The 15,176-nt window shown below is 71.3% G+C and carries 13 protein-coding genes; 2 read left to right on the top strand and 11 right to left on the bottom strand.

Translation table 11 applies throughout. The features are described from left to right. Positions 1-9: 9 nt before the first annotated feature. Complete coding sequence (locus ACFY0K_RS09745) at positions 10-2,313, bottom strand: NB-ARC domain-containing protein (RefSeq protein ID WP_390639355.1); 2,304 nt, start codon at positions 2,311-2,313, stop codon at positions 10-12. A gap of 108 nt (positions 2,314-2,421) precedes the next feature. Here ACFY0K_RS09745 and ACFY0K_RS09740 point away from each other — a divergent pair, with 108 nt between their 5' ends. Next, positions 2,422-3,255 carry an alpha/beta fold hydrolase gene (locus ACFY0K_RS09740; protein ID WP_390639354.1) on the top strand — a complete coding sequence of 278 codons (834 nt, stop codon included), beginning with the start codon at positions 2,422-2,424 and terminating at the stop codon, positions 3,253-3,255. A 43-nt stretch (positions 3,256-3,298) separates the two neighbouring features. On the opposite strand, the gene ACFY0K_RS09735 is transcribed toward ACFY0K_RS09740, so the two are convergent. The 5 genes from ACFY0K_RS09735 to ACFY0K_RS09715 form a co-directional block, all read right to left on the bottom strand. Next, complete coding sequence (locus ACFY0K_RS09735) at positions 3,299-4,315, bottom strand: 1-aminocyclopropane-1-carboxylate deaminase (RefSeq protein ID WP_390639353.1); 1,017 nt, start codon at positions 4,313-4,315, stop codon at positions 3,299-3,301. A 14-nt stretch (positions 4,316-4,329) separates the two neighbouring features. Continuing rightward, complete coding sequence (locus ACFY0K_RS09730) at positions 4,330-4,977, bottom strand: GntR family transcriptional regulator (protein WP_390639352.1); 648 nt, start codon at positions 4,975-4,977, stop codon at positions 4,330-4,332. Between the two features lie 136 nt (positions 4,978-5,113). Continuing rightward, complete coding sequence (locus ACFY0K_RS09725) at positions 5,114-6,346, bottom strand: MFS transporter (RefSeq protein ID WP_390639350.1); 1,233 nt, start codon at positions 6,344-6,346, stop codon at positions 5,114-5,116. A 390-nt stretch (positions 6,347-6,736) separates the two neighbouring features. Next, positions 6,737-8,182: an alkaline phosphatase PhoX gene (locus ACFY0K_RS09720; RefSeq protein WP_390639349.1), complete on the bottom strand. Its 1,446-nt coding sequence runs from the start codon at positions 8,180-8,182 to the stop codon at positions 6,737-6,739. Positions 8,183-8,567: 385 nt separating this feature from the next. Next, positions 8,568-9,998, bottom strand: a complete 1,431-nt coding sequence (locus ACFY0K_RS09715; RefSeq protein WP_390639348.1) for a hypothetical protein — start codon at positions 9,996-9,998, stop codon at positions 8,568-8,570. Positions 9,999-10,341: 343 nt separating this feature from the next. Here ACFY0K_RS09715 and ACFY0K_RS09710 point away from each other — a divergent pair, with 343 nt between their 5' ends. Beyond that, positions 10,342-12,168 carry an endonuclease/exonuclease/phosphatase family protein gene (locus ACFY0K_RS09710; protein WP_390639347.1) on the top strand — a complete coding sequence of 609 codons (1,827 nt, stop codon included), beginning with the start codon at positions 10,342-10,344 and terminating at the stop codon, positions 12,166-12,168. Between the two features lie 15 nt (positions 12,169-12,183). Here ACFY0K_RS09710 and ACFY0K_RS09705 read toward each other — a convergent pair whose 3' ends face one another. From ACFY0K_RS09705 to ACFY0K_RS09685, 5 genes are all read right to left on the bottom strand, one after another. Beyond that, positions 12,184-12,921: an SRPBCC domain-containing protein gene (locus ACFY0K_RS09705; RefSeq protein ID WP_390639346.1), complete on the bottom strand. Its 738-nt coding sequence runs from the start codon at positions 12,919-12,921 to the stop codon at positions 12,184-12,186. 17 nt (positions 12,922-12,938) lie between these two features. Then, positions 12,939-13,547, bottom strand: coding sequence for an ArsR/SmtB family transcription factor (locus ACFY0K_RS09700; protein WP_390639345.1), 609 nt, complete (start codon positions 13,545-13,547; stop codon positions 12,939-12,941). 101 nt (positions 13,548-13,648) lie between these two features. Then, positions 13,649-14,125 (bottom strand): hypothetical protein, encoded by a 477-nt coding sequence (locus ACFY0K_RS09695; RefSeq protein ID WP_390639344.1) that lies wholly within the window; start codon positions 14,123-14,125, stop codon positions 13,649-13,651. Between the two features lie 73 nt (positions 14,126-14,198). Continuing rightward, the gene (locus tag ACFY0K_RS09690; RefSeq protein WP_390639343.1) at positions 14,199-14,876 is read right to left on the bottom strand and encodes a hypothetical protein; all 678 of its coding nucleotides are present in this window, start codon (positions 14,874-14,876) and stop codon (positions 14,199-14,201) included. Beyond that, positions 14,873-15,031 (bottom strand): hypothetical protein, encoded by a 159-nt coding sequence (locus tag ACFY0K_RS09685; protein WP_390639342.1) that lies wholly within the window; start codon positions 15,029-15,031, stop codon positions 14,873-14,875. Before ACFY0K_RS09685 ends, ACFY0K_RS09690 begins: the two co-directional genes overlap by 4 nt. Between the last annotated feature and the right edge of the window lie 145 nt (positions 15,032-15,176).

The raw sequence follows: 15,176 nt of genomic DNA, 5'->3' as shown, positions 1-15,176 counted from the left end.
CCCGCGCGGTCAGGTCCCGTCCGCGACGACCGAAGGATCCGCGTCGGCCGCACGGGCCGCGAGGCGTTCGAGCGAGGCCGCTGTCCGTTCCGCGGCGGTCGCGTCACCGACCGAGCTGAACAGCCGGTACGCCTCACCGAGTCGGGCGCGGGCCTGGGCCTGGTCACCGCAGTGCTCCAGGGCGGTGGCGAGGCCGGTGAGCGCACGGGCCTTGAAGCGGTCCGTGCCGCCATGGGTGGCCGGGGCGATGACGGTCCGATACACCTCCGCCGCATCGGACCAGCGCCGAAGGGCCAGCAGGTCACCGGCTATCTCATGCCGCAGGATCGCCTGCGCGAACTCCTGGAAGCCGGGCACGTCCCCCGCGTCCGTCCCGAGCAGGCCCCGATGGACGGCCAACGCCTCCTCCGCGCGGCCGGATTCCCGCAGGGCGCTGCCCAGCAGCCGACGGGAAACCGCCAGCCCGGCCTGGTCACCGGCCGCCTCGAAGAGCCGTACGGCGTCCTCCGCCGCCCGTGCCGCCTCCGCGGGCCGGCCCAGGCACATGCCGGCACCGGCGATGTAGACCCATGCCCAGGCCTGCTGGCCGGTGTCACCGGCCTGGGTCGCCGACTCCAGCGCACGGCGCGCGTGTTCCTCGGCCTGCTCGTACTGTCCGCCGCGCACCGAATACGTCCAGGCGAGGCAGTTGAGCTGGTGGGCCTCGGCCGCCCGGTCACCGAGCGCGGCGGCGGCGCGGACGCCGTAGCTGAACACCGTGCGCCACTCGGGCCAGGCGTCCCAGCGGTCGGAGAACCAGTACAACGTCCGCGCCGCGTGCAGGATCTCCGGGTACCGCTCCGCTTCGAACATGAGCTGCAACGCGCCCACCCAGTGGGCACGTTCGGTGCTCAGCCACTCCTCCGCCTCCTCGGCTGACACGGGTGCGAAGGCCGGCGTGGCTCCCGGCCACGGCTCGGGCGCGCCGGGTGCCTCGAACCAGCGGCCCGCCGCCGAGGCCGACCGCAGCAGCCAGTCCGCCATGCCCAGGGCGGCTGCTTCGGCCGACAACGGCGGCTCCTCGGCCTGGAGTCTCTCGCGCGCGAAGAGTCGTACGAGATCGTGCAGTGCGTAGCGGCCCGGCGTGGTCTCCTCCAGCAGACCCCGCTCGACCAGCAGGTCGAGGGCGTCCTGGACCGCGATCAGGTCGTCGTCGCCGGTGAGTACGGCAGCGAGGCGGGGGCCGGTGTGATGGCCGGGGAGCAGGGCGAGCCGACGTAGCAGCAGCCTGCGGGAAGCGGTGAGCTGGCGGTAGGACAGGGCGAGCGCGCCGCGTACGGCCAGGTCGCCCGCGACCAGGGTGCCCAGCCGCCGTTCCTCGTCCGCGAGTTGCTCCGCCAGCCGGGCAGGGGTCCAGGCGGGGCGGCTGGAGAGGCGGTTGCCGACGATCCGCAGGGCCAGCGGGAGATGCCCGCACAGTTCCGCCAGCCGGCCGATCGCCTCCGACTGGCCGTCGGTGCGCGGCGTGCCGAGGATCCGTTCCAGCAGTGTCACCGACTCCCTGCCGCTGAGAGCGCCGAGCCGGATGCGGCGTACGCCCTCCAGCCCCGTCAGCGGGCGTCGGCTGGTGACGAGTACGAAACCGCCCTCCGCGTCCGGCAGCAGCGGCCTGGCCTGCGCCTCGTCGGCCGCGTCGTCCAGGACGACCAGCACCCGCCGGGTGCTGAGCGTGGCCCGGTAGACGGCCTCGCGCGCCACCGGGTCCACCGGAATCCGGTCGGGCGGATGCCCGAGCCCCGTCAACAGCAGGACCAGTGCCTCGGCGGCGGACAGCGGTGTGTCGCTCATGCCGTGCAGTCGCACACTGACAGAGCCGTCCGGAAAGAGCTCTCCCAGCCGCCGCGCGGCCTGCGCGGCCAGGGTCGTCTTGCCCTGCCCGCCCGGCCCGAAGAGGACCACCGCGCGGGCGCCGGCACCTCGGGCGAGCGCCTCCAGATCGGTCAGTTCCTGCTCCCGTCCGGTGAAGTCCGGGACGGTGCGCAGGAGATACGGCGGCGCGGCCGGACCGCCCCGCTCCCGGCCGGCGTCGGCCAGCCGCTGCAACCGCTGCGACTGCTCGCGGTCCAGCTTCAGGGCGGCGGCAAGCGCGTCGACGGTGCGGCGCTGTGGCCCACGGCTGCGGCCGCGTTCCATGTCGCCCAGCGCCCGGACGCTGACGCCGGACGCCTGCGACAACTCCTCCAGGGTCAGCCGCGCCGCCCGGCGCAGGGAACGCAGCATCGCACCGAAGGCGGTGGCGCCGTGGGACTCATCGGATGGGGAAAGTCTGGTCATCACGACAATTAGAACAAGCGCTCTCTACTTCCGCCTGCACTTCTGCCTGGCAGCGGTCCCGCACAACTGGTGTGCTGGACGCCCGAACCCGAGAAAGGCCGAACCGCAATGCCTTACATCACCGTTGGCGAAGAGAACAGCGCACCGATCGAGCTCTACTACGAGGACCACGGAACCGGACAGCCCATCGTGCTGATCCACGGGTACCCGCTCGACGGACACTCCTGGGAGAAGCAGCTTCCGGTCCTGCTGGGGGCCGGCCACCGCGTCGTCACCTACGACCGCCGGGGCTTCGGCCGCTCCTCCCAGCCGACCACCGGCTACGACTACGACACCTTCGCCGCCGACCTCGACAAGGTGCTCACCACGCTCGATCTCACGGACGCGGTCCTGGTCGGCTTCTCGATGGGAACCGGCGAAGTGGGCCGCTACCTGGGCAGGTACGGCTCCGGCCGGGTCGCCAAGGCGGTCTTCCTGGCCTCGCTCGAGCCCTTCCTGCTCAAGACCGACGACAACCCGACCGGTGTGGACCAGGCGGTCTTCGACGGCATCCTGGACGCGGTCAGCAAGGACCGGTACGCCTACTTCACCGCGTTCTACCAGGACTTCTACAACCTCGACGAGACGCTGGGCAGCCGGATCAGCGAGGAGGCCGTCCGCAACAGCTGGAACGTGGCGGCCGGCGCCTCCGCCCACGCGTCCGCGGCCTGCGTGCCGACGTGGATCACCGACTTCCGCGCCGACGTGGCGAAGGTCGACGTCCCGGCGCTGATCCTGCACGGCACCGGGGATCGCATCCTGCCGATCGATGCGACCGGGCGGCCGTTCCACGCGCTGCTGCCGTCGGCCGAGTACGTGGAGATCGAGGGCGCCCCGCACGGCCTGTTGTGGACGCACGCCGAAGAGGTGAACGCCGCGCTGCTGTCGTTCCTCGCCAAGTAGGTTCTCGCTCGCCCGCTACCGGAACAGCCCTGAAGGCACTCTCCTAGAAGAGCGCACTGTACGCGTTCAGCGCCGGCTGCCCGCCCAGGTGGGCGTAGAGCACGGTGGAGTCGTCGCCGATCTCGCGGCGTTCGACCAGGTCGATCATCCCCGCCATCGACTTGCCCTCGTACACCGGGTCCGTCACCATGCCCTCCGTGCGGGCGGCCAGGCGCATCGCCTCCAGGGTGGCGTCGTCCGGGATGCCGTAGACGCCTGCGTGGTAGCGCTCGTCCAACTCGACGTCCTCGGTGGTCAGTTCCCGCTTCAGTCCGATCAGTTGTCCGGTCCGGTGGGCGATGCGCGCCACCTGTTCGCGGGTCTCGGCGGGCTTGGCCGAGGCGTCGATGCCGATGACCCGGCGTTCGCGGCCGCCCGCCTCTTCCAGCGCGGCGAACCCCGCGACCATCCCGGCCTGCGTGGACCCGGTCACCGAGCAGACGATCACCGTGTCGAAGAAGACGCCCAACTGCTGCTCCTGCTCCGCGACCTCGTACGCCCAGCCCGCGAAGCCGAGGCCGCCGAGCGGGTGGTCGGAGGCGCCGGCCGGGATGGCGTACGGCCTGCCGCCGGACTCCTCGACCTCGCGCAGCGCCAGCTCCCAGCTCTCCTTGAAGCCGATGCCGAACCCGGCGCGGACCAGGCGGACGTCGGCGCCTGCCAGCCTGCTGATGAGGATGTTGCCGACCTTGTCGTACACCGAGTCCGGCCACTCCACCCAGCTCTCCTGCACCAGCACGCACTTGAGCCCGGCGCGGGCGGCGACCGCGGCGACCTGGCGGGTGTGGTTGGACTGCACCCCGCCGATGGAGACCAGGGTGTCGCAGCCCTTGGCGAGCGCGTCCGCGACCAGGTACTCCAGCTTGCGCGTCTTGTTCCCGCCGTACGCGATCCCGGAGTTGCAGTCCTCCCGCTTGGCCCACAGCCTGGCACCGCCGAGGTGGGCGGTGAGGCGCTCCAGGGGGTGCACGGGCGAGGGACCGAAGAGGAGGGGGTAACGGTCGTAGGAGGAGAGGGACATGGGAGCTCCTGGGGTCAGTCGGGGTCGGCCAGGTCTGCGAGGCTGCGCCAGATGTCCGCCGTGACACGGACCGCCGACTCCGTGTCACCCGCGGCGCAGGCCGCGATCAGCCGGTCGTGCAGTCCGGCCGAGCGGCAGGAGCCGCCCTCGCCGAAGCGGCGGCGTTCCAGGCGGCGGATGAGCGGGGTGTAGCGGGCGACGGTGGCGGCGGCCGCGCGGTTGCCGGCCACCCGCACCAGGACGTCGTGCAACTCGTCGTCGGCGCGCAGGGCCCCGGCCACGTCACCGGCCCGCACGGCGGCGGCGAAGCGGACGTTGGACGCCCGCATCAGTTCCAGGTCGGTGTCCCGCATCCGGGGTACGGCGGCCCGGGTGACCAGTTCGTGCATGGCGCCGACCACGGCCGCCGCGTCCCGTACGTCGGCGGCCACGACCGCAGTGACCCGGGTATAGCTCTGCGGCTTGCTCTCCAGGAGCCCCTCGTCGACGAGCCGCGCGAACGCCTCCCGCACGGGCGCCCGGGACAGCCCGAGCCGCTCCGCGAACTCGGCGTCGCGCACCACCGTGCCCGGTTCGATCTCCCCGGCGACGATGGCGTCCCGGATCGCGGTGCAGGCACGGTCGCGGAGCAGGGTGCGGGGGACGGGCTGTAGGGCCTCCATGAACTGAAATGTTAGATATCAATCACGGAGGCTGGCAAGGGTGCGCCGACAGGCGGTTTCCTTGCAGGACCGCGGACATCACCAACCCGGGCACGACACAGTCAGAGGCAAAGCGCCCCGCTCCAGAAGGGTTGTCTCATGAATCAGGTTCTCGGGGCACCTGGGTCGCCGCCGGTACGCGGTCGATGATCCAGATGTTGCGGTCCCGGTCGGCCAGGAACGCCCAGAGCGCGAGCAGGAGTGCACCGGCTGCCACGACGAGAGCGACCAGGAGGGCGCCTTCGACGCCGCGAGATTCCGCGAGGCCGCCGGAGACCGCCTGTCCGGCGGCCGTCCCGAGGGGGCCGCCGGCGCACAGGATGGTCATGGCGGTCGTAGCCCGTTCAGCGGGGGCCAGTCGTTCGGTCAATGCGTAGAGGCTGATCATGTAGGGCGCGACGGTGAAGCTCGCCAGCGCGACAGCGACCGGCAGGGACACCAGCTGGGCCCCGATGAAGAGGATCAGCATGCCGACGAAGAGCGCCGTGGCGAAGGTGACGTAGCGGGCACGTAGGGAGAACCCGAGTGGGAGCCAAGCGCAGGCGACCCCGGCCAGGGCACTGCCGATGCCGAACTCGGCGTACAAGAGTCCCGAGGCACCGGGGCTGTCGATCAGGTCGGCGTACACGGTGACGGCCGTCTGGACCGCGCCGAAGACCGCCCCCATCACAACCATCGCCAGGAACATGACCGCCAGGGGGCGAAGCGGCAGGTGCGGCTTCCCGTGCTCTTCCGAAGAGTGTCGCTGCATGGTGCGGTGGGCGTAGAGCAAGGCGAAGGGGAGAGTGCTTGCTGCGATCAGGGACATGGTTACCACGGCGGGAGCGAGGGGGTTGATTGCGGCCAGCATTCCGACGAGCGCGGGTCCGGCGACGAAGCTCATCTCGTCGGCGGATGCCTCATAGGACAGTGCCACAGGCAACAAGTGGAGTGTGTCGTGCGACCGCATCAGACGGGACCAGTGCACGCGTACGAGGGGGCCGACCTGAGGCTGTGTCAGGCCCACGAGAGTGGCCGCCGCGACCATGCTCTCCCGTGTGTCATGGCTCGTGGCCAGCAGGGCGGCCCAGGCAACAGAGTTGGCGAGCGCGGTGGCGACGCCGACGGGCCGGTGGCCGTAGCGATCCGCAAGGGCTCCGACCAGAGGGCCGCCGATGGCGATGGCAATACTCTGAGTCGCGCCGGCGAGGCCGGCGACGGCGTAGCTGTCGGTCGTTGCCTGGAGCAGGATGAGAGTCGAGAGGGCCGAGGTCGCGTAGGGAAGGCGGGCGAAGAATCCCAAAGGGAAGAAGCCGACACCTGCAACACGCAGCAGGGAGCGGTACAGCACTGACGTCTCCATCGGGCACGTTGAGGAGACGCGTCACCCAGCCACCAACGCGTCGACGAGCCCGATTCCGTTCGTCAACGTAGCGGCGTCGGCCGAGGGCTGTACAGGGCTCTCGACCAGAGCTTTTGCTGTGGGATGACGTCTGATTCGTGCTCGCCCGAGGCCCAGGGGTGCGAGGGGGCGGCGAGGGTCTCGGGCGTCGTGGCGGAGCCGGCCGCGATGTTCTTCGCTCCGGCCCCGAGAACCCTCGGCCACGCCTCCCCGCACCTTCCTGTCCAGAACCACCCCTCGCCTCGGCCAACAATCGGCGCGAGACACAAACGCTATTCCGAGACGGGGATGCGCTCAGCGAATCGAGTCAGGGCCATTCGTTCGAGTGAAGAGACGGCTTCAGCGCTGCTGGCGCTTCCAGGGCCCGGTGATGGCGAGCATGATGCCCGGGGTCTGGATGTTGGCGTAGAGGGTCCGGCCGTCGGGCGAGAAGGTGACGCCGGTGAACTCGCTGTATTCGGGCTCCTCTTCGGTGCCGATGTTCAGTTCGTTGCGGGCGATCGGGTAGGTGCGGCCGCTGTCGGTGGCGCCGAACAGGTGCTGGAGGCCCTCGCCGTCCTCGGCGATGACCAGGCCGCCGTACGGGGAGACGGTGATGTTGTCCGGGCCGTCGAAGTTGCCCTCCACGGACGGGTCCGGGTTGACGCCGATGCGGACCCTGAGGGTGAGGGTGCGGCGCTTGGGGTCGTAGAACCACACCGAGCCGTCGTGCTGGACGGGGCTTTCCGCGCGGGCGTACGAGGAGACGATGTACACGCCGCCGTCGCCCCACCACATGCCCTCCAGCTTGCGGGCGCGGGTGACCTGGCCGGCGGTGAACTGCTTGCGGACGGAGGTGGTCTTCGCGTCGCGGTCCGGGACGTCGGTCCAGTCGACGCCGTAGACCGTGCCGATCTTCGTCGCGCGGGAGAGGTCGTCGACGAACTGGCCGCCGGAGTCGAAGCACCTGAACGCCTGGAGGGTGCCGGCGTCGTCGGCGAGAGTGCGCAGTCTGCCGCGCCCGTGGTGGAAGTGCTCGGGCGGGGTCCAGCGGTAGAGCAGGCCGTTCGGGTTGGACGCGTCCTCCGTCAGGTACAGGTGGCCGCGCTTGGGGTCGACGACGACGGCCTCGTGGGCGTAACGGCCGAGCGCCTTGATCGGCTCGGGGTTCCGGTTGGCCCGGCGGTCCTCGGGGTCGACCTCGAAGACGTAGCCGTGGTCCTTGGTGAAGCCGTTGGTGCCGGTCTTGTCCTCGGTCTCCTCGCAAGTGAGCCAGGTGCCCCACGGGGTGTTGCCGCCCGCGCAGTTGGTGGCGGTGCCGGCGATGCCGACCCACTCGGCGACGTGCCCGCCGGGGCGGACCTCGACGACCGTGCAGCCACCGGCGGCGGCCGGGTCGTAGACGAGGCCCTCGGTGAGCGGGACCGGGTACTCCCAGTTGGCGCGGGGTCCTGCCAGCTCGTGGTTGTTGACGAGGAGGGTGGCGCCGCGCGGGCCGTCGAAGGTGGACGTGCCGTCGTGGTTGGAGGGGGTGAACTCACCCGACTCCAGCTTGGTCCTGCCGCTGTACGTGATGACGCGGTACCTGAAGCCGGCGGGGAGCGCGAGGATGCCGTCCGGGTCGGGGAGCAGCGGCCCGTAGCCGACGCCGCCGTGCCCGTGCGCCGTCCCGGCCGTCTCGGTCTCTGTCTCGGTGGCGGCGAGGGCGTTCGGAGCGGTGGCCAGCGCGCCGACGCTGCCCGCCAGCGCGACACCGGCACCGGTGATCGCGGATTTCCTTGTGAAGTCCCTGCGGGTGAGCGACATGGTGTCTCCTGTGACGGTCGGAGTGCCGTGGAGGGTGGCGGACCTCAACTCGGCGCACACGCTCCCGTCCGTCCTTGAACTCCGGCTGAACACAGGGCGACATCACGGCCGTCTGTTCCATGAATCCGTAATCCTCGCCCCACGTCACCCAAAAGCCCGCCCCAAGAGCACCCCACTGAGGGCCACGATTTCCGCCAGCCGCGGAAGGGACTCCTCCATCGGGGACCACCGGCCCCGGGCCTGAACTTCCGCCCGACACACACTCCTTCGCCGCCGCTTCACGCCCGCCGCGACAGCGCTTTCATTCTTTCCCGCCGCAACGGCGCCCAGCCCGAAGCGCGGTGCCCGGCGGTGCCAAGCTCCGCGCACCCCACCCCGTCGTCCCCTACCCCCCGTGCTGCGACCGCGCCTTGAACGCCGCCTTGCGGGCCTCCTTGGCCACCTTCTTGTCGGGGTGGAGCCGGCCCATGGCCTCCAGGACGTCGGCCGTGTCCGGGTGCCCCACCCGCCACGCCTCGGCGAAGAAGCCGCTGTGCTGCTGGGCCAGCCCCTCGACCAGCGCCTGGAGCTCCTCGGAGTTCCCTTCGGCGGCCAGCTGCGCGGCCACCGTGTCGATGGTGAGCCAGAAGATCATGTCCTGGGAGGGCGCCGGCACGTCGGCGGCGCCGCGTTCGGCCAGCCAGACCCTCGCCAGGCCGCCCAGCTCGGGGTCGTCGAGGACCTCGCGGAGCGCGGGCTCGGCCTCGGCACCGAGCAGGGACAGCGCCTGCTGGCACCGCAGCCGCCGCAGCGGGGCGCCCGCGTCCGCACCGCGCGCGGCGGCCAGCAGCTCACGGGCCGCCGCCAGGGACTCCCGGCGGGCCAGCCACTGCTCGGTCTCGGCCTGCGCGGCCCCCTGCGGAAACGCGGCCGTGCCGTCGAGCAGCGCGTCCGCGCCCTTGTCGGCGAGCTCCCCGACCGCCGGCGCCTCGAAGCCGGCCTCCAGCAGCCGCGCCCGCAGCCCGTACGCGCCGAGCGGAGTGAGCCGCACCATGCCGTACCGGGAGACGTCGGCCTCGTCGACCGGCCCCGCCGCCGGTTCCTCCTCCGCGTCGGCCATCAGCGCCTCGTCGACCGGCTGGTACTCGACGAGCCCGACCGGCTCGAGCAGCCTGAACTGGTCGTCGAGCCGCATCATCGCGTCGGAGACCTGTTCGAGGACGTCGTTGCTCGGCTCCCCCATGTCGCTGGGCACGATCATCGACGCGGCGAGCGCGGGCAGCGGCACCGGCGCCTCGCCGGGGCCGCCCTCGCTCACGGTCAGCAGGTACAGGTTGCCGAGGACGCCGTCGAGGAAGTCCGCCTCGGCCTCGGGGTCCCAGCCGAGTGACGAGAAATCGACCTCGCCGCCCTCGTCGAGCGCGTCGACAATTCCGTCCAGGTCGGGCACGCTCGCGTCGGCGATGACGGTCTCCAGCGCGGCCTGCCACACCGCGAGGACGTCGTGCGGCGAGCCCCCGGTGAGCAGCGCCAGCTCCTCCCCCGCCGCCACCGTCCCGGCCTCCTCGTCGGCGATCTCGACGAGCCCGGCGTCCACGGCGACCCGCCAGGCCTCACCGGCGTAGGCGGCGGCGTCCTCCCCGGTGAGTCCGAGCGCCTCGGCGGCGGCCGGGAGCTGCTCCTCGACCAGTTCGCCGCCCGCGTCCACGCGGGTGTCGGGCCCGGCCCAGCGGGCGAGCCGGGCGGCCCGGGTGAGCAGCGGCGTGGACAACGCGGCGTGCGCCAGCTCCGCTTCGGAACGCAACCGCACCGGGGGCAGGGGGGCGCTGTCAGACATCGGCTGGTTCTCCTCGGACGCCTCAACGGTCGTACGGCGACATGGACACCGTATCGACGGCCGCACGAGCACCTGGACGCCGTACGGCTCAGCCGCTCAGCCTAGACGGATTTCCACCCATGCCGCCCGGTTCATCTCCCCGACCGGTCGCGTGCATGGCTGAAACCTTGACAACTGCCGTGGCCAGGCAGGAGATTGACGCGCGTAGAAAACGGGGGGACAACTGTTCACTCGGTGTCTGCGCGTGTCATATCCATGTCACATGGCGTTCATGGACGTGTCATGAACGCTCCATGAAAACGCCCTCGTCCCGGCGCTTCCGTATGTCCCCGGAGGGATTCCCTTGCCGAGCAGGTCTTCCGCGCGTCTCGCCGCGCTCACCGTCGCCGCCGTCTGCAGCGCGGCGTCCACCGTCGCCCTCACCTCGCCCGCCCAGGCCGACGGACTGCGCATCCACGACGTCCAGGGCACCACGCGTACCTCGCCGTACGCCGGCCAGAAGGTGACGGACGTCCCCGGCATCGTCACGGCCACGCGCACCTACGGCTCCTCCAGAGGTTTCTGGCTCCAGGATCCGACGCCGGACAGCAACCCGGCCACCAGCGAGGGCGTCTTCGTCTTCACCAGCTCCACCCCGAAGGTCGCGGTCGGCGACGCCGTCACGGTCACCGGCACGGTCTCCGAGTACGTGCCGGGCGGCGCCTCGACCGGCAACCAGTCGGTGACCGAGATCACCAAGCCGACGGTCACCACCGTCTCCACCGGCAACGCGGTCCCGGCGCCGGTCGTGATCGACAAGAAGTCGGTGCCGAGCGCGTACACCCCCACGGGTGACACGGCCGCGAGCAATTCGATCAACGGCCTGACGCTGCAGCCGAAGAAGTACGCCCTGGACTACTACGAGTCCCTTGAGGGCATGAACGTCCAGGTCGAGGACGCCCGCGTGATCACCGCCACCGACCCGTACGCCGAGCTGTGGGTCACGGTGAAGCCGCACGAGAACCGCACCAACCGCGGCGGCTCGCTCTACCGCACCTACCGCGACCAGAACACCGGCCGCCTGCAGATCCAGTCCCTCGGGGCGACCGCCGGCTTCCCGGCGGCGAACGTCGGCGACACCCTGACCGGCGCCACGACCGGCCCGCTGGACTACAACCAGTACGGCGGCTACACCCTCGTCGCGAGCACGCTGGGCACCCTGAAGAGCGGCGGCCTGCAGCGCGAGACGACGAAGAAGCAGTCGCACGGCGAGCTGGCGGTGGCGACCTACAACGTCGAGAACCTCGACCCCTCGGACGGCACCTTCGCCGCGCACGCCGCCGCGATCGTGAACAACCTCCAGTCGCCCGACATCGTGTCCCTGGAGGAGATCCAGGACAACAACGGCGCGACGGACGACGGCACGGTCGCCGCCGACGTGACGGTCAACAAGCTGATCGACGCGATCGTCGCGGCCGGCGGCCCGAAGTACCAGTGGCGTTCCGTCAACCCGGTCAACGACCAGGACGGCGGCGAGCCCGGCGGCAACATCCGCCAGGTCTTCCTGTTCAACCCGGCGCGGGTCTCCTTCGTCGACCGCGCGGGCGGCGACTCCACCACCGCGGTGGGCGTCACCAAGGTGCAGGGCAAAGCCCAGCTGACGGCCTCCCCCGGCCGCGTCGACCCGGCGAACTCCGCCTGGACGACCAGCCGCAAGCCGCTCGCCGGTGAGTTCGTCTTCCAGGGCAGGACGGTCTTCGTGATCGCCAACCACCTCAACTCCAAGGGCGGCGACCAGGGGCTGACCTCGCAGTACCAGCCGGTGGTGCGCAGCTCGGAGACTCAGCGCCACGCGCAGGCGACGCTGGTCAACGCGTTCGTGCGGAGCATCCTCGACGTCCAGAAGGACGCCGAGGTCATCGCGCTCGGCGACATGAACGACTTCGACTTCTCCGGCACCACCAAGATCCTGGAGAGCCACGGCGCGCTCTGGTCGGCGATCCAGTCGCTGCCGACGAAGGAGCGCTACACCTACGACTACCAGGGCAACGAGCAGGTCCTGGACCAGATCCTGATCAGCAAGCAGATCCGCGGCAAGGGCGACTTCGAGTACGACAGCGTGCACATCAACTCGGAGTTCCACGACCAGATCAGCGACCACGACCCGCAGGTGCTGCGCTTCCGCCCGTAAGCGGCCGGCCGTGGTTCAGGACCGGCTGAACACCCCGTCCAGCCAGTCCTGCCAGGCGGTCTCGTTCGCCTCGGCGTCGGCGTCCGGCGCGAAGTCGTGGACGCTGATGCCGACGGGGGCGCCCCAGTGGTTGCGCCCGAAGAACCGGATCAGGGCGTCCTCGGTGCGCAGTCCGACGAAGTACGGGTCGCGGTAGTCGACCACCGCTTCCAGGACCCGCCCGCCGGGCCCGTGGACGCTCGCCTTCGCGCCCGCGGACAGGTCGTCCGGCAGGCCGAGGGCGCGGCCCACGGCGACGAAGGCGTCCGGCGCCTGGGACGCCTCCGGCCCGTTCAGCTGGGCGAAGCTCACCGGGCGGGGCGCGAAGTGGGTGAGGTACTCGCGCAAAGTGTGCAGGTAGAAGTCGGTGTGCCGGCTCGCGCCGTCGTACTGGTTGTCCCAGTCGTCGGTGAAGATCCCGCTGTGCACGTAGCGCACCCAGGCACGGCGGCCGTCGTCACGCTCCTCGATGACGTGCTCCAGCTGGTTGGCGCTCTGCGTCGGGAAGCCGACGTCCTCGCTGCGGACAACCAGGTGGTGCGGCGGGTCGTAGGCGGTGACGGTGGAGCCGAAGGCCGCCGTGCCGCCCACCCGGGGCTCGGGCGGCTGCATCGGCCACAGATAGCCGCCGGTGCCGTTGGTGATCGCCTCCCACACCTCCGCGGGCGTGGCGTCGACCTCGAACTCGCGGGCGATCTCGAATTCCTTGGACATGATGGGGCTCCTGCCGCCTACTGTTCCAGCTCGGGGGTGGGCCGGTCCTTGACCGTGGGATGGACGGCGACCACGATCCGGTGGTCCCGGCCGCCCTCCGTGCCGGGCGCGTCGTACTTGCGGATGAGCGCGCTCACGCCCGCCGTCAGCTCCTGCACGAAGGCCGCGCGGTCGGCGGCGGAGGCGAAGCGGACCTCGCCGTCCAGCGCGTAGGTCGCGAGCCGCTTGCGGGCCTTGGCGGCCCCGCTGATCAGCATGCCGACGTCGCGCACCAGGCGCGCGCCGAGCGCGAGCAGCCAGCGCGCGGAGAGCTGGTCGCGGAAGCGGTCCGGGTCCGGCTGTACGGCGGGCAGGGCGGCCGGCGAGATGACGTACGACGCGGCGGTCGCGCGCATCAGCCGTTCGTTGACGTTGCCCTTGCGCCGCTCTCCGGCCAGCTCGACCAGGCCGTGCCGCTCCAGCGTCTTCAGGTGGTAGTTCACCTTCTGCCGGGGCAGCCCGACCCGGCCGGCCAGCATCGCGGCCGACGCGGGCGCCTCGGCCAGTTCGGCGAGCAGCCTGGCCCTTGTCGGGTCCAGCGACACGGCCGCCGCCTCGGGGTCCTCGATCACGGTGACGTCCAGCATGGCTCCACCGTCTCACCGAAAACTTTTTTTGTCCACAGAGGTGGAGTTTTCGGTGGGACGGTGGAGCGGCCCTCCGGCGGGCCCCGGCGCACCCCGGCCGCTTAGCTGCGACGGCGACGGCGCAGTGCGCCCACCGCCACCGCGACGGCGGTCGCGGCGCCCGCGAACAGCACCGGCCTGGGAAGCCGGACGAGCGCCCGCACGGCCATGCGCGCGGGCTGTGCGACCCGGTCCTCGACGGCGTGCCCCGCCCCGGCGGCCTTCTCCGTCGCCAGGTGCCCGGCGTGTCCCGCCCGCTCCTGCACGGCGTGCCCGGTCCGCAGCGCGTGCTCCTGGAACGTGTGGCGCGCCTTGGTCATCTGCTCCTGTGCCGTGTGGCCGCCCTTCATCGCCCGGCCCTGGGCCTGGTGACCGGCCCTGGCCGCTCCCTCGCGCAGCTGTACGCTCAGCGCGCCGGCCCGGTCCTTGATGTCGGCGGCGCGGGCCTGGGTACGGCCCTTGAGGTCGGCCTTCGCCGCCAGCGCACCGGCGGTGTCGGTCAGTCGGGCCCCCGTTCCGCGTGCGGTCCTCTTCGTCATCGGTGCTGCCCCTCCTGGTCTCGTCGGCGTCCGCTCTGCTTGCGGACCCTCCGAGTACCCGGTCCGGCCGCCCTCAGCCCTGCTCCCCCCGTTCGCCCAGACGGGCCAGCTGACTCTGGAACCAGTCGAGGCGGGCGTGCAACAGTGCGGCCTCCGCGACCAGTTCGGGCACCCCGAGGCCTTCCTCCGCCGCCACCCGGCCGCCGGCGGCCCCCGCACCTGCGGCGATCACCCGCACCCCGTGCCCCGCCAGCCGGGCGAACCCGGCGAGCGAGACGGACGCACGCGCGCGTACACAGCCCGCACAGGCGGCCGCAAGGGCCCGCCAACCGGGCCTGCCCCAGCCCGAGTCGGCGAACGCGACGGCCGGCGCACCGCAGGCGCACGGCCCGACGGTCGCGGTCCGCACGCGTTGCCGGGCGTAGCGGAAACCGCGCTCGAAACGGATGTAGGCGCCGAGGACGGAGACTTCGAGCAGCACGGCGGACCGGTGCTCGGCGGTGCACAACAGGGCCTCGGCGACCTCGCGTTCGTGCACGCAGTGGAAGCCGCAGTCGCACAGCCGCGCGGGCGGGCGATGCCGTCGGCCGTAGACGCAGGACGCGTCGTCCAGCACTCCGTACGGCAGCGCGCCGCCCAGCGACACACCGGTGAACCCGGCCCGCGTACCGTCCTGGGACAGCATCGGATGGGCGATCTTGTAGCCGGCCGGCGGCTCCGTCGGCCGTTCCGCCGGGAGCCACAGCCTCATCGGGCGGCCGGAGCCTCTTCGGACACGGAGCTGACCTGGGGCTCGTGGATCTCTTCGGGAAGTTCGGGAACCTCGGGTACGTCGTCGCTGACGAGCGGCCGCTCCTCGGCGACCCCGGTGGCCAGTGCCTTGCCCAGCTTCATGGTGCCTCCCATGACCCATGACCTGCCGTCGGTGACCGTCCTGCCCATAGTGGCCCATGAGGGGCCGAGTTGGACACAGGGCCTCAGGACGCCACAACCTGACGCCTTAGCATTTCTAAGACGTACCAGGTAGAAAAATTAAGTAGAGCTACGCTGT

Source organism: Streptomyces sp. NPDC001507, assembly GCF_042894765.1.
GTDB lineage: Bacteria > Actinomycetota > Actinomycetes > Streptomycetales > Streptomycetaceae > Streptomyces.
Note: the sequence above shows the minus strand (reverse complement) of the source record. Positions and strands in the feature narration are given on the sequence as shown.

Excerpts from the sequence above, each read along its gene's own strand:
- ACFY0K_RS09720 (WP_390639349.1), bottom strand. The coding sequence starts at position 8,182 with ATGTCGCTCACCCGCAGGGACTTCACAAGGAAATCCGCGATCACCGGT.
- ACFY0K_RS09715 (WP_390639348.1), bottom strand. The coding sequence starts at position 9,998 with ATGTCTGACAGCGCCCCCCTGCCCCCGGTGCGGTTGCGTTCCGAAGCG.
- ACFY0K_RS09685 (WP_390639342.1), bottom strand. The coding sequence starts at position 15,031 with ATGGGAGGCACCATGAAGCTGGGCAAGGCACTGGCCACCGGGGTCGCC.
- ACFY0K_RS09700 (WP_390639345.1), bottom strand. The coding sequence starts at position 13,547 with ATGCTGGACGTCACCGTGATCGAGGACCCCGAGGCGGCGGCCGTGTCG.
- ACFY0K_RS09705 (WP_390639346.1), bottom strand. The coding sequence starts at position 12,921 with ATGTCCAAGGAATTCGAGATCGCCCGCGAGTTCGAGGTCGACGCCACG.
- ACFY0K_RS09740 (WP_390639354.1), top strand. The coding sequence starts at position 2,422 with ATGCCTTACATCACCGTTGGCGAAGAGAACAGCGCACCGATCGAGCTC.
- ACFY0K_RS09745 (WP_390639355.1), bottom strand. The coding sequence starts at position 2,313 with ATGACCAGACTTTCCCCATCCGATGAGTCCCACGGCGCCACCGCCTTC.
- ACFY0K_RS09735 (WP_390639353.1), bottom strand. The coding sequence starts at position 4,315 with ATGTCCCTCTCCTCCTACGACCGTTACCCCCTCCTCTTCGGTCCCTCG.
- ACFY0K_RS09730 (WP_390639352.1), bottom strand. The coding sequence starts at position 4,977 with ATGGAGGCCCTACAGCCCGTCCCCCGCACCCTGCTCCGCGACCGTGCC.
- ACFY0K_RS09695 (WP_390639344.1), bottom strand. The coding sequence starts at position 14,125 with ATGACGAAGAGGACCGCACGCGGAACGGGGGCCCGACTGACCGACACC.
- ACFY0K_RS09690 (WP_390639343.1), bottom strand. The coding sequence starts at position 14,876 with ATGAGGCTGTGGCTCCCGGCGGAACGGCCGACGGAGCCGCCGGCCGGC.